Genomic DNA, 13,084 nt, shown 5'->3' on the forward strand with positions numbered 1-13,084 from the left:
GCCCGGCCGATCTGTCCGGCCGGGCCTTCTTCGTCCCCCGTTCCCCGCCCTACGGGATCAGGTCCAGTCCGATGTCGAGGACCGGCGCCGAGTGGGTCAGCCACCCCACGGACAGCAGGTCGACCCCGCTCTCGGCGACCGCGGGTGCCGTCTCGGCGGTGAGCCGCCCGGAGGCCTCGGTGACCATCCGGCCGCCCACGAGCTCGACCGCCTCCGCCAGCTGGGCGGGCGTCATGTTGTCCAGCAGGACCGCGTCGACCGGCGAGTCGAGCAGCTCGCGGAGCTGGTCGAGGGTGTCGACCTCCACCTCGATCGGGACGAGGTGGCCGGCCGCCTCGCGGACCCGGGCGACCGCCGCCCCCACCCCGCCGGCCAGTGCGACGTGGTTGTCCTTGACGAGCACGGCGTCGTCCAGGCCGAAGCGGTGGTTGACGCCCCCGCCGGCGACGACGGCGTGCTTCTCCACCGTCCGCAGTCCCGGCGTGGTCTTCCGCGTGCAGCACACCCGCGCGTCGGTGTGGCCGATCGCCCCGGCGATTGCCACGGTTGCGGTCGCGACACCGGAGAGGTGACCGAGGAAGTTGAGCGCCACCCGCTCGGCGGTCAGCAGCGCGCGGGCGGGGCCACTCACGGTGGCGATGCGGTCGCCGGGCACGACGGACGTCCCGTCGGGCCGTTCGACGTCGACCGTCACCCGCGGGTCGAGCAGGGAGAAGGCGAGCACCGCGAGGTCCGTGCCCGCGACGACGCCCGGGTCCCGCGCGACGAGCTCCGCGGTGGCCTCCCGGTCGGCGGGGACGACCCAGTCGGTGGTGAGGTCCCCGGCGCGGCCGAGGTCCTCGCGCAGGGTGTCTCGGACGAGGGGCTCGATCAGGACGTTCGGCAGGTGTCTCATGCGGTGCTCCGTTCGAGGGCGTCGGTGGTGGCGTCGGCCTGGGTGAGGTCCTGGTGGGCCGCCCGCGCGGGGACGGGGTGGTCGGTGCGGTGGTGCGCGCCTCGGCTCTCCTCGCGGCGCAGCGCACCGGTGACGAGGAGGAGGGCGACGAGGGTGTCGTCGTCGTTCGGTGCCGCTCGGTGCGCTCCGAGGAGCGTGTCCCGGGCGGCCTCCAGGGTGGGGCCGTCGCGCAGCACCCCGGCGGCGGACGACACGAGGCAGCGCACCTCGGCGAGATCGAGCACGTCGGACCCATGCTTCGCCGGTCCACGATGCCCGAGACGGGAGACCGATCGGGGGAGCGACGACGACGGTCGGTCGGCTCCGTGCGAGCGCCCGCCCCGGTCCGGGTGGAGGACGGCTCCACCGTGATCGCGCTGCTCGTTCCTGCCTGGACGGCCGCGATCGACATCCTCGGCCACCCAGCGGGCGCAGACCGCCGCCTCGAGGAGGGAGTTCGACGCCAGGCGGTTGGCGCCGTGCAGGCCGGTGCCGGCGACCTCGCCCACCGCCCAAAGGCCCGGCACGGTGCTGCGGCCGTGCTCGTCGACCGCGATCCCGCCCATCTCGTAGTGCGCCGCGGGCCGCACCGGCACGAGGTTGCGCGACGGGTCGATCCCCGCCGCCCGGCACGCGGCGGTGACGGTGGGGAAGTGGCCGGCGACGTCCGGGAGGCCGCGCGCGTCGAGGAAGGCCCGGCCACCGGACCGCAGGTGCCTCCAGATGTCGCGGGTGACGACGTCCCGCGGTGCGAGCGGGTCGCCCGGCAGACGACGGCCGTGCTCGTCGACGAGCTGCGCACCGGCGCCCCGTACGGCCTCGCTGACGAGCGGCATCGGGGTCAGGCCGACGTCGAGGGCGGTGGGGTGGAACTGGACCATCTCCAGGTCGCGCAGCACGGCGCCGGCGCGGGCCGCGAGGGCGAGCCCCTGACCTCGTGAGCCGGCCGGGTTGGTGGTGTGTTCGAACAGGCCGCCGATGCCGCCGGTGGCCAGCACGACCTGGCTCGCCGGAAGGAACACCGGCCGCTCGCGCTCCGCGGGCTGCCAGTCGGCCTCGCAGCGCCCGCCGGCCACGTCCTGACCCCGGGCCGCCACGCTCTCCCAGTTCGTCCCGATGCCGTCGACCCCGCCCTGCACGACAACCTCGACGCCGCGGACCTCGCCGTCGTCCGTGACGATCCGGACGGCCCGGGTGTGCTCGAGCACTGTGATCGACGGGCTGCGACGCACAGCGTCGGTCGCGGCGCGCAGGAGCTCGCGTCCGGTTGCGTCCCCGCCCGCGTGGGCGATCCGGTGGCGGCTGTGCGCGCCCTCCAGGCCGAGGGCAAGAGCGCCGTCGGTGTCCCGGTCGAACGCGGCTCCGAGCTCCACGAGGTGCGCGAGGGCCTCGGCTGCGCCGGTCGTCACCCGGTCGACGACGTCCCGGTCGGAGAGCCCGGCGCCGGCCGCCAGGGTGTCGAGGGCGTGCAGGGCAGGCGAGTCGTCCGGGTGCACGGCCGCGGCGATCCCGCCCTGGGCGAGCGCGGAGGAGCAGTCCGCGCCGAGGGGACCGGCGCTGAGGACGACGCACGGGGTCGGCGCCAGGTGCAGGGCCGTGAGCAGTCCGGCAAGCCCGGAGCCGACGATCACGGGGGCGGTGTACGTCGTCGGGCATTCCGTGGCGAGCCCGTCCAACTGAACGGACCGGTCGATCGGGACGTGCTGACCGACCCCGCCGGACCGGTCCATCGGGGCGGGCCCCGTCATCGCACCGCGAGCATGCGCTCGACGGCGGCCCGGGCGCGCTCGGCGACGTCGGGCTCGACGGTCACCTCGTGCTGCATGTGCTCGAGCGCGGCGCGGATGTTTCCCAGGTTGTTGCGCTTCATGTGCGGGCACAGGTTGCACGGGCGGACGAACTCCACGCCGGGGGAGGCGGCGGCGATGTTGTCGCTCATCGAGCACTCGGTGACCAGTGCGACCTGCCGGGGCCGGTGCTCGGCGACGTAGCCGATCATCTGCGCGGTGGAGCCGGACATGTCGGAGGCGTCGACGACGTCGGGCGGGCACTCCGGGTGGCTGACGACGACGACGCCCGGGTAGTCGCGGCGGACCTGGTCGATGTCACCGGGCGTGAACCGCTCGTGGACCTCGCAGCGGCCGGCCCACGTGATGACCTCGACGCCGGTCCGGCGGGCGATGTTCTGGGCGAGGTACTCGTCGGGGATCATGATCACCCGGTCGACGCCGAGGGACTCGATGACCTTGACGGCGTTGCCCGACGTGCAGCAGATGTCCGACTCGGCCTTCACAGCCGCCGAGGTATTGACGTAGGTGACGACCGGGACGCCGGGGTGCTGGGCGCGCAGGCCGCGCACGTCCTCGGCGGTGATGGACTCGGCCAGGGAGCATCCGGCGCGCAGGTCGGGCACGAGCACGGTCCTCGACGGGTTGAGCAGCTTCGCGGTCTCGGCCATGAAGTGGACGCCGGCCAGGACGATGACGTCGGCGTCGACGTCCTGCGCCTCGCGGGCGAGCGCCAGGGAGTCCCCGACGATGTCGGCCACCCCGTGGAAGATCTCCGGGGTCTGGTAGTTGTGCGCGAGGATCACCGCGTTGCGCTCGGCCTTGAGCCGCCAGATCGAGGCGACGTCGTCCTCCATCGTCCCCCACTCGACGCGGGGGATCGAGCCGCGCACCCGCTCGTAGAGGGCGGCGGTGCTGATGCTGACTGTCGTCATGGTGCCGTTCCTGCCTGCTCGGTTCCGACTGCTTATGCTCATGCTGAGCATGATATGTGCTGGCGGTGAGCATAACTCGTGGCAGGGGGATGTCAAAGCGTCGCCGACGGCTGACGGGTGGTTCGGGGACGCGCGACTCAGCGGGAGCGGGCGATCGGCAGCTTCGTGCCGGCGGCCTCGCGCTCGTCGAGGATGGCGCGGCGGAACCGGAACAGCTTCGCGGGGCGGCCGCCGGTGGAGGAGTCGATCTGCCCGGTCTCCTCGACGAGCTCCTGCTGCTCGACGAGGCGACGGAAGTTCTGCTTGTGCAGGTGGTGCCCGGCGACGGCCTCCACGGTGGCCTGGAGGCGACCCAGCGTGAACGACTCGGGCACGAGCTCGAAGATCACGGGCCGATACTGGATCTTGGCGCGCAGGCGCCCGATGCCCGTGGCGAGGATGCGCCGGTGATCGCGCTCCATCGGCCGGCCGGTGACCGCCGGATCGGCGGGCGCGCCCGCCTCGGCGACGAGGCCGGCCTCGTAGAGCAGCTCGTAGCGCTGGAGAGCCATCCCGGGCAGCCACGGGTGGCCGGCCAGCCCGAACGTGACGGCGCATCGCAGCCGGCGCCGCTCCGTGACCTCAGGGTCGTCCGCCGCGCCGGCCCAGCGGTCGAGAGCGGGAGCGAGGTGGCCGGCGACGAGATCGTCGTCCGCGCGCCGGTCCTCCCACGGGAAGTACTCCAGCCAGCTGACCCACGACGCCCCGGGCGCGGCCACCGTGGTGAGGCCGAGGTAGGAGATCTCCAGCGACGGGTGGGACACGCGGCGCCGGTCGGCGAACGTGTAGAGCTGCTCGACGTAGCCGAGGTCGTGGCCCGTCTGGCGGGTCACCCACAAGCGCATCCCTGCCTGCATCGAGCGGTGCTCCGTCTGCAGCGGCCCGGCGGGCAGGAGGGTCCCGTCGGCGGTCGTCAGGGCGAGGGGGACGCCGTCGTGCACCGCCGTGATGACGGCGACGAGCTCCGCCTCGACCAGCTGGGCCGTCTCGCCCATGCGCCCTCCTGTCGTCCGACCAGGGACATCGTGCCGCATGCGGGGACCGCCGTGCCCCGCGCGCCATGACGCGTGCATCCGGCCCGAGCGACCGCGGCGAGCACGTGCCTGCTCCCGCGCGGTGTGTCCCTGTGGAGAACTCTGGTCGGCGTCGGTACGCGGTCGTAGTCTCATGACCATGGACCTCGACGTCGCGTGGCAGGACGAGGTGCGGCGCAGACTCGAGGAGATCGAGGCCGGCACGGCCGAACCGGTGGACCACGCGTCGACCGTCGAGCAGGCGCGCCGCGTCCTTTCTGAACGGCGCCAGTGAAACGCTGCTGACTGCTGATGGGTGTGTGCGGCAGTCAGGCACCTTCCACGTCGCCCTTATGGAGTCGACTTGGGGTCGTCGTCGATACTGCTTCGGTCGCCGAACCTGTCTGCTTCCTGCCGGCGGACATGGTCGCGAAGGCCGTCTCGCACCGCGCTTCTGACGACGACATACGTGACGTATGCCCAGACGAACAGGGCTGCCGCCGCGAGCAGGATGCTCGTCACGGGGTCCATCTGACCCTCCAGCGAATTGATTGGTTGTGCCGTGTCCGGCGTCGTCGTCGGCGCCATGGTCGCGTACTCCGTTGGTGCCGAACAGCGTATTGCACGGCGCGTTGTTCTGACCTGGGACCGGAGTGGCAGGTCGCAGGTTCTTGAAGGCACTTCTCGGACCTACGACGCCTTCCGCCCCGGCGCGACCGTCCGAGCCGTCACGGGAGGTCGCGCCTTCTCCGGTGAGAGGGAAGAGTGGCCCCATGAGCGACTGGAGCGAGCACGCGATCTGGTGGCACGTGTACCCGCTCGGGTTCACGGGCGCCCCGGTGCGACCCACCGAGGAGGAGCGCGCCGCCGTCGAGGCCGAGCCCGCCCACCGCCTGGGCCACCTGACCGCGTGGCTCGACCACGTCGTCGAGCTCGGGACCAACGGGCTGCTCCTCGGCCCGATCTTCGCCGCCGAGACCCACGGCTACGACACCACCGACTTCTTCCGCATCGACCCGCGCCTCGGGGACGAGTCCGACCTCGATGACCTCGTCGCCGAGTGCCGCTCCCGCGGGATCCGGGTCCTGCTCGACGGCGTCTTCAACCACGTGGGCCGCGCCCACCCGCTGTACGAGGCGGCGCTCGCGGCGGGCGAGGGCTCGACCGAGGCCGACCTGTTCCGCATCGACTTCTCCGGGGACGAGCCCGTCGCCGAGGACTTCGAGGGGCACGACGCGCTCGTCGAGCTCAACCACGCGAGCCCGGCCGTCGAGGACCTCGTCGTCGAGGTGATGACCCACTGGCTCGCCCGCGGCGTCGACGGATGGCGCCTCGACGCCGCCTACTCCGTGCCGAACGACTTCTGGGCCCGCGTCCTGCCGCGCGTGCGCGAGGAGTTCCCGGACGCCTGGTTCATCGGCGAGGTCATCCACGGCGACTACGCGGAGTTCGTCGTCGAGGGCACGGTCGACGCCGTCACCCAGTACGAGCTGTGGAAGGCCACGTGGAGCTCGCTCAAGGAGGGCAACTTCTTCGAGCTCGACTGGACCCTCCAGCGGCACGACGAGTTCCTCGACGCCTTCGTCCCGCAGACCTTCATCGGCAACCACGACACCACGCGCATCGCCAGCCAGGTCGGCCAGGACCGGGCGGCGCTCGCGGCCGTTGCGCTCCTGACGGTCGGCGGTATCCCGTCGATCTACGGCGGCGACGAGTACGGCTGGGAGGGCGTGAAGGAGGAGCGAATCGGGGGCGACGACGAGGTCCGCCCGATCTTCCCGCCCACCCCCGAGGACCCCGACGAGCTCGACCCGGTCCACGCGCGGATGCTGCGCACCCACCAGGAGCTGATCGCCCTGCGCCGGCGCCATCCCTGGCTGACGACGGCGCGCACCGAGACCGTCGAGCTCACCAACGTCCGCTACGTCTACGAACCGGTCGGCGCGGAGGGGGAGCGCCTGCGGGTCACGCTCGACATCGAGGGCGCCCCGTGGGCGGAGATCGCCGACGCATCGGGCGAGGTGCTGCTCGTCGTCGGTCGCTGAGACCGACTCCCGTCCGCGGAGGGCCTGTGCAGTATTCGCGTGATCGCAGTGGAAGCGTCCTCGTAGCCTGACGACATGCACGCAGCACTCCCGCACGCGGACTGGCGGCCGCTTGTCGCGGCGCTCGCCAACCCGCACTGCCGACTCGTGTTCGCACAGATCGTGGTCGGCGAGTCGCCGGACAGCATCGGCGCGGACCTCGGGCCGACACGGCGGCGGCGCACGATCGACGCTCTCGTACGATCCGGTCTCGTCCGCGAGGAGGCCGGCACGTTCGAGGTCTGCGGCGACGTGCTGACCGACGCCCTGGCAGCCGGTGCGCCGGACCGGCCCGCGGGCCCCGAGAGATTTCTCGACGGCGACGGTCGCATCGATCGCTACCCCACCGACCTCGATGAGCGCCGCGCCCTGCTCCTGCTCCTCGCGAGGAAGACGGTCGGCGAGGGTGAGGTCATCCCTGAGCGGGAGCTGACCGACCGGCTGACGGCGGTCACCGACGATCCGGCCCGACTCCGGCGCGAGATGATCGACCACGAGGTGATGGAGAGGACCCGGTCCGGGTCCGAGTACGCGCGAGTCCGCGACGACGGGCACGTGGATCCTGATGCGAGCGCGACCAGCGGAGCCACGGCAGGCGGCGTGAGCAATCAGGGCTCGGACGAGCCCTCGCGGTAGATCTTCGCTCCCGAGATGAGGCCGTCGGCGATGTCGAGGACGGCCACGAGCGCGGCAGTCCGTGTCTCGTTCTCGTGCGTCCACCGCTCGGTCATCTCGACGGCGATCGCGCGCCCACCGTCGATCACCCGATGCAGGGTCAGCCGGGGCCGCAACGAGCGCATCGCGCCCCGGAAGAACTCCTGGAGCTCCCCCGCCGGTGCCGAGTAGTCGCCGGTCACCCATGTGGCATCGGGCGTGAAGTCTGCGAGCAGGCGGTCCGCATCGCCCTCGTTGAAGGCGTCGACATGGCGCCGGGCCAGATCTTCGGCTGTCGTCATCCCGGAAATGTAGCTGCCGGACCGCAGGCGGCCCTGACCGGCGCTCCGCCGTCGCCGTCCTGCTGCTCCCGACCGCATTCTCGACGCAGGGAGGGCACGTGGAAGGATCAGCAGGTGAGTGCAGCCGGTGGAACCCCGAACCCGCACGACGTCGCACCCGACGACGTGCTCGAGGCCGGTGGCGCCACGTACCGCATCGGCCGGGCGAGCGCGGAGGACGTGCCGGCGATCGTCGACCTGCTCCGCGACGACGAGCTCGGCGCCACACGCGAGCAGCACGACCTCGCCGTCTACGAGCAAGCGTTTGCGGCCATCGACCGCGACCCGAGCCACTACCTCGCGGTCGTGAGGGACGGGGAGGGCGTCGTCGTCGGGGTCATGCAGCTCACGCTCGTGCCCGGGCTCTCGCGCGGGGGAGCGCTGCGGCTCCACATCGAGGCTGTGCGGGTGGGCGCAACGACCCGAGGATCCGGCCTCGGGCGCGCGATGTTCGCGTGGGCGCACGACTACGGCCGCAGCCGGAGCGCCCGCCTCGTCCAGCTGACGTCAGACAAGTCGCGCACGGACGCGCACCGGTTCTACGACCGGCTCGGCTACCGCGCGACCCACGAGGGATACAAGCTCTCGTTGGAGTGATGGGGAGTGGGAGAGGCGGTGAGGGGCAGGTGGTCCTGGCCGTACAGCAGACCCCCGCACGTCGACCGTCCTGCCGCTCCCAACCGCAATCTCGACGACGACGAACCGCAATCTCGACGACGACGAACCGCAATCTCGACGAGCACCAACCGCAGTCTCGACGACGGGGTGGGGGCGGCGCGTGGGAGGATCGAGCCGTGAGCACTCCCGGCGGACCCCAGAGCCCCGACGACGCCGACACGCCCGACGAGTCGGCGATCAGCGAGTCCTTCCCGACGATCGACGAGGCGATCTCGGCCGCGGAGGACGACGCCGACCCCGAGCTCGCCGAGCGCATGGCCGAGGCCCGCGCCGAGGACGACGAGCGCGAGGCCGACCTCCAGGTGGTCCTGCGCTCGGGCCTGTTCGGCGGGCCCGACGACGACGTCGTCCGCGAGATCGCCGGCGACGCCGGCCGGGACGCGGAGTTCGACGACGACTACGAGGAGCTCTTCGTCAGCGACGACGAGCGGATCGACCCCGACGACGCGCACGTCCCCGACGACGACCCCCACGCGCCCCACGACGACGACCTCCCCGCCGGCGGCCCCGGGTCCTCGGACAACCCGACCGGCGAGGGCACGCCCGAGGAGGAGGCGGCGCTCGCCGAGCTCACTGCCCAGATCCTCGCCCGCACCCCGGAGCACGCACCGCAGCCGAGCCTCGAGCGCGTCCGCGAGGCGCTCGACCTGCTCGGCAACCCGCAGGACTCCTACCCGGTCGTCCACCTCACCGGCACCAACGGCAAGACCTCGACCGCCAGGATGATCGAGGCGCTGCTGCGCGAGCGCGGCCTGCGCACCGGCCGCTTCACGTCCCCGCACCTGCACACGGTGCGCGAGCGGATCGCCCTGGACGGCGCGCCGATCTCCACCCCGGACTTCATCTCCGCGTACCACGACGTCGCGCCCTACCTCGATCTCATCGACGAGCGGAACGTGGAGAACGGCGGCGTCCGCCTCAGCTTCTTCGAGCTCCTCACCGTGCTCGGCTACGCCGCGTTCGCGGACACCCCGGTCGACGCCGCCATCGTCGAGGTCGGCCTCGGCGGACGGTGGGACGCCACCAACGTGGCCCGCGGCCAGGTCGCCGTCCTCACCACCATCGAGCGGGACCACATGCGCTGGCTCGGCTCCACGCTGACCGAGATCGCCAACGAGAAGGTCGGCATCATCGAGGAGGGCGCGACCGTCGTCGTCGCCCGCCAGCACGAGGAGGTCGAGGACATCGTCCTCACCGCCGCGGCCACCGCCGGCGCCCGCCTCGTCCGCGAGGGCACCGAGCTCGAGGTCGTCGACCGGGAGACCGCCGTCGGCGGGCAGGTCCTCACGCTGAGCACCCCCGCTGGCGTCTACGAGGGGATCTTCCTCCCGCTCCACGGCGAGCACCAGGCCCGCAACGCCCTCCTCGCGCTGGCCGCCGTCGAGCAGTTCTTCGGCGGGGCGGCGCTCGCGGGCGACGTCGTCGAGCAGGCCTTCGCCGGCGTCACCTCGCCGGGTCGCCTCGAGGTGGTCCGCGCCTCGCCGCTCATCATCGTCGACGCCGCGCACAACACCGCCGGTGTCGAGGCCCTGCGGGAGGGGCTGGCCGAGGCGTTCGACCTCGAGCACGTCGTCGGCGTCGTCGGCGTCATGTACGACAAGGAGGCGGAGGCGATGCTCGGCGAGCTCGAGCCCCTCCTCGACGAGGTCGTCATCACGGACGCCGGCACCGACCGCGCGATGCCCGCCGAGGAGCTCGCCGAGATCGCCCGCGACGTGTTCGGCGAGGACCGCGTCCACCTCGTCCCGCGCCTCGACGCCGCCCTCGACCGGGCCGCCACGCTCGCCGAGGCCAACCAGGAGGAGATCGTCACGAAGACGGCGGTCGTCGTCGTCGGGTCCGTGGTGCTCGCCGGCCGCGCGCGCGAGGTCACGGGACACACGCGCGGCTGAGAATCCGTCCACCGCCGACCCGCGGGAGTGACGCCGCCCCCGCGAGGCGGCAGGATGGTGCCCACCAGCCATCGAGGGAGATGTCATGAAGAAGTTCCTCAACGACCCGGCCCAGTTCGTCGACCAGTCCGTGGCCGCGTTCGGTCTCGCCCACGCCGACCTCCTCAGCGTCCACCCCGACCCCCTGTACGTCGTGCGCAACGACGCTCCGGTGGCCGGCCGGGTCGGCGTCATCTCCGGCGGCGGCTCCGGCCACGAGCCGATGCACGCCGGGTTCGTCGGGGAGGGCATGCTCGACGCCGCCGTCCCCGGTCCCGTCTTCACCTCGCCCTCGCCCGACCCGATCGAGGCCGCGACCCGCGCCGTCGACTCCGGCGCCGGCGTCCTCCACATCGTCAAGAACTACACGGGCGACGTCCTCAACTTCGAGACGGCCGCCGAGCTCGCGGACGACGTCGAGATCACCACCGTGCTCGTCAACGACGACGTCGCCGTCGAGGACTCCCTCTACACGGCCGGCCGACGCGGCGTGGCCGGCACGATCCTCGTCGAGAAGATCGCCGGCGCCTCGGCCGCCCGCGGCGACGACCTCGCCACCGTCACCGCCCTCGCCCAGCGCGCCGCGGACAACGTCCGCTCGATGGGCCTCGCGCTCGACTCGCCCGTCTCGCCCAGCACCGGCGAGCACTCCTTCGACCTCGGCGACGACGAGGTGGAGATCGGCATCGGCATCCACGGCGAGCCGGGCCGCCGTCGCATCCCGATGACGACCTCGGACGAGCTGACCGACCAGCTCACCGACCCCGTGATCGAGGACCTCGTGCTGACCGGCGGCGAGAAGGTCGTCCTCCTCGTCAACGGCATGGGCGCCACGCCCGACTCCGAGCTCTACCTCATCTACGGCCGCGCCCGCGCGCGCCTCGAGGAGAAGGGCGTCGAGGTCGTCCGCTCGAAGGTCGGCAGCCTCGTGACCAGCCTCGACATGGCCGGCGCCTCGGTCACCGTCCTCAAGGTCGACGACGAGCTGCTCGCCCTGTACGACGCCCCGGCCACGACCGTCGCCTGGACGCAGGGCTGAACGACGCCGGTCCGGCTGCCTCGGTGGCCGGGCCGGCGCACCGGCGCGGGTCGCCCGCGCCCACCGACGACGCGCACGCGGCAGGACCCCTGGCGGGCTGCGCACACCGACGACGCACGTGACGACCGACCGGAGGAGAGACATGAGCACGCTGGGCACGGACTGGGCGCTGGACTGGGTGAGCAGGGCGACGGCGACGATCGCCGAGCACCGCATCGAGCTCATCGACCTCGACCGCGCGATCGGGGACGCCGACCACGGCGAGAACCTCGACCGTGGCTTCTCCGCGATCGCGCCGCGCTTCGAGTCCGGCCCGCCCACCACGGTCCCCGAGGTGCTCAAGGGGGTGGCCAGCACGCTGATGTCCGTCGTGGGCGGCGCGGCCGGCCCGCTCTACGGGACGGCCTTCCTGCGCGGCTCGAAGCAGATCGGTGAGGAGGTCGACGCCGCCGGCGTGGCCGCCTTCCTCGAGGCCGCCCTCGAGGGCGTCAAGGCCCGCGGCCGCGCGACGGCGGGGGAGAAGACGATGGTCGACGCCCTCGTCCCGGCCCTCGAGGCCGCCCAGAAGGTCGCGACCGACGGCGGGGACGCCGCCGCCGCGCTCGAGGCCGCCGCCACCGCCGCCCAGGAGGGCGCCGAGGCCACCGTGCCGCTCGTGGCCACCAAGGGCCGCGCGTCCTACCTCGGCGAGCGCTCCGCGGGCCACATGGACCCGGGCGCTCGCTCGACGGCGCTCATCATCCGGGCGGCCGCCGACGCCGCCGCGGCACAGGCGTCCTGATGGGCCGCGTGGCGCTCGTCGCCGTCTCGCACTCGAAGGGGCTGGCCGACGGGGTCGTCGAGCTCGCGGCCCAGATGGCGGCCGACGTGCGGGTCGTCGGCGTGGGTGGCACGGACGACGGCCGGATCGGGACGAGCTTCGACGCCGTCGAAGCCGCCGTCACCGACCTGCTCGACGACGCTGAGGTGACCGGGGTCGTGCTCGTGGCCGACCTCGGGTCGGCGGCGATGACGATCGACTCGGTCCTCGAGATGCACGACGACGAGCCCGTCCGGCACGCCTCCGGTCCGCTCGTCGAAGGCGTCGTCGCGGCCGCCGTCGAGGCGCAGGGCGGCGGGGACCTCGCGGCCTTGGCCGGAGCGGTCGCGGCTGCGGCGCGCAGCCTCGTCGAGAGTGCGGGTGGGGGTGACGCGGGGCCGGCCGGGGCCGTCGGCGCCGAGGCCTCGTCCGGTACCTCCGACGACGACAAGGGCGCGGCACCCGCGGGCGACGCCGTCACGGAGACCGTCGTCATCGAGGACCCGATGGGGATGCACGCGCGTCCCGCGGCCGCCATCGCCACGACCGCCGCCGGGTTCACCGCGGCCGTGACGATCGACGGCGCCGACGCCCGCAGCGTGCTCGCCCTCATGGCGAAGAACATCACGACCGGCACGGAGCTGACCGTCGAGGGCAACGGGGCGGACGCCGCCGAGGCCGTTGCCGCCGTCGTCAAGGTGATCGCGGACGCCAAGGGCTGACGCCGGCGGGGCCGTCACCGCCGTCGTCAAGGTGATCGCGGACGCCAAGGGCTGACTGGCGCGGCGCGCGCCCGGCCGTAGGTGGGACAGGAGTGTGCTGGCCACCACACATCTTTTTTTCTCACACT

At 72.9% G+C, this 13,084-nt stretch carries 14 protein-coding genes; 8 read left to right on the top strand and 6 right to left on the bottom strand.

All coding sequences use genetic code 11. The features are described from left to right. Positions 1 to 49: 49 nt before the first annotated feature. From nadC to ACZLMO_RS08575, 4 genes are all read right to left on the bottom strand, one after another. Positions 50 to 895 carry a carboxylating nicotinate-nucleotide diphosphorylase gene (gene nadC, locus ACZLMO_RS08560; protein ID WP_463653495.1) on the bottom strand — a complete coding sequence of 282 codons (846 nt, stop codon included), beginning with the start codon at positions 893 to 895 and terminating at the stop codon, positions 50 to 52. After that, positions 892 to 2,565: an FAD-binding protein gene (locus tag ACZLMO_RS08565; protein ID WP_463653496.1), complete on the bottom strand. Its 1,674-nt coding sequence runs from the start codon at positions 2,563 to 2,565 to the stop codon at positions 892 to 894. Before ACZLMO_RS08565 ends, nadC begins: the two co-directional genes overlap by 4 nt. A gap of 113 nt (positions 2,566 to 2,678) precedes the next feature. Beyond that, positions 2,679 to 3,656 (bottom strand): quinolinate synthase NadA, encoded by a 978-nt coding sequence (nadA, locus tag ACZLMO_RS08570; RefSeq protein ID WP_463653497.1) that lies wholly within the window; start codon positions 3,654 to 3,656, stop codon positions 2,679 to 2,681. 137 nt (positions 3,657 to 3,793) lie between these two features. Next, the gene (locus tag ACZLMO_RS08575) at positions 3,794 to 4,690 is read right to left on the bottom strand and encodes an NUDIX hydrolase (protein WP_463653498.1); all 897 of its coding nucleotides are present in this window, start codon (positions 4,688 to 4,690) and stop codon (positions 3,794 to 3,796) included. A gap of 178 nt (positions 4,691 to 4,868) precedes the next feature. On the opposite strand from ACZLMO_RS08575, the gene ACZLMO_RS08580 reads away from it, so the two are divergent. Beyond that, a complete protein-coding gene (locus ACZLMO_RS08580; protein ID WP_463653499.1) occupies positions 4,869 to 5,003 on the top strand; it encodes an addiction module protein in 135 nt (44 codons plus the stop codon). A gap of 56 nt (positions 5,004 to 5,059) precedes the next feature. Here ACZLMO_RS08580 and ACZLMO_RS08585 read toward each other — a convergent pair whose 3' ends face one another. After that, positions 5,060 to 5,296, bottom strand: coding sequence for a hypothetical protein (locus ACZLMO_RS08585; RefSeq protein ID WP_463653500.1), 237 nt, complete (start codon positions 5,294 to 5,296; stop codon positions 5,060 to 5,062). Between the two features lie 185 nt (positions 5,297 to 5,481). On the opposite strand from ACZLMO_RS08585, the gene ACZLMO_RS08590 reads away from it, so the two are divergent. Together ACZLMO_RS08590 and ACZLMO_RS08595 are read left to right on the top strand one after the other, a co-directional pair. Then, positions 5,482 to 6,753: an alpha-amylase family protein gene (locus ACZLMO_RS08590; protein WP_425715232.1), complete on the top strand. Its 1,272-nt coding sequence runs from the start codon at positions 5,482 to 5,484 to the stop codon at positions 6,751 to 6,753. A 75-nt stretch (positions 6,754 to 6,828) separates the two neighbouring features. Next, complete coding sequence (locus tag ACZLMO_RS08595) at positions 6,829 to 7,428, top strand: DUF2087 domain-containing protein (protein ID WP_425715231.1); 600 nt, start codon at positions 6,829 to 6,831, stop codon at positions 7,426 to 7,428. Here the strand turns inward: ACZLMO_RS08595 and ACZLMO_RS08600 are convergent. Next, entirely contained in the window at positions 7,401 to 7,748 is a 348-nt protein-coding gene (locus ACZLMO_RS08600; protein ID WP_425715230.1) for a nuclear transport factor 2 family protein, read from the bottom strand. The genes ACZLMO_RS08595 and ACZLMO_RS08600 overlap by 28 nt on opposite strands. 114 nt (positions 7,749 to 7,862) lie before the next feature. On the opposite strand from ACZLMO_RS08600, the gene ACZLMO_RS08605 reads away from it, so the two are divergent. The 5 genes from ACZLMO_RS08605 (at position 7,863) to dhaM (ending at position 12,956) form a co-directional block, all read left to right on the top strand. Further along, a complete protein-coding gene (locus tag ACZLMO_RS08605; protein WP_425715229.1) occupies positions 7,863 to 8,384 on the top strand; it encodes a GNAT family N-acetyltransferase in 522 nt (173 codons plus the stop codon). Positions 8,385 to 8,581: 197 nt separating this feature from the next. Continuing rightward, positions 8,582 to 10,357, top strand: a complete 1,776-nt coding sequence (locus ACZLMO_RS08610) for a bifunctional folylpolyglutamate synthase/dihydrofolate synthase (protein ID WP_463653501.1) — start codon at positions 8,582 to 8,584, stop codon at positions 10,355 to 10,357. An 85-nt stretch (positions 10,358 to 10,442) separates the two neighbouring features. After that, positions 10,443 to 11,435, top strand: a complete 993-nt coding sequence (gene dhaK / locus ACZLMO_RS08615) for a dihydroxyacetone kinase subunit DhaK (protein WP_463653502.1) — start codon at positions 10,443 to 10,445, stop codon at positions 11,433 to 11,435. A 142-nt stretch (positions 11,436 to 11,577) separates the two neighbouring features. Then, entirely contained in the window at positions 11,578 to 12,216 is a 639-nt protein-coding gene (gene dhaL, locus ACZLMO_RS08620; protein ID WP_425715225.1) for a dihydroxyacetone kinase subunit DhaL, read from the top strand. Continuing rightward, positions 12,216 to 12,956 (top strand): dihydroxyacetone kinase phosphoryl donor subunit DhaM, encoded by a 741-nt coding sequence (gene dhaM, locus ACZLMO_RS08625; RefSeq protein WP_463653503.1) that lies wholly within the window; start codon positions 12,216 to 12,218, stop codon positions 12,954 to 12,956. Before dhaL ends, dhaM begins: the two co-directional genes overlap by 1 nt. Positions 12,957 to 13,084: the final 128 nt, after the last annotated feature.

Source organism: Georgenia sp. G2120 (assembly GCF_055326485.1).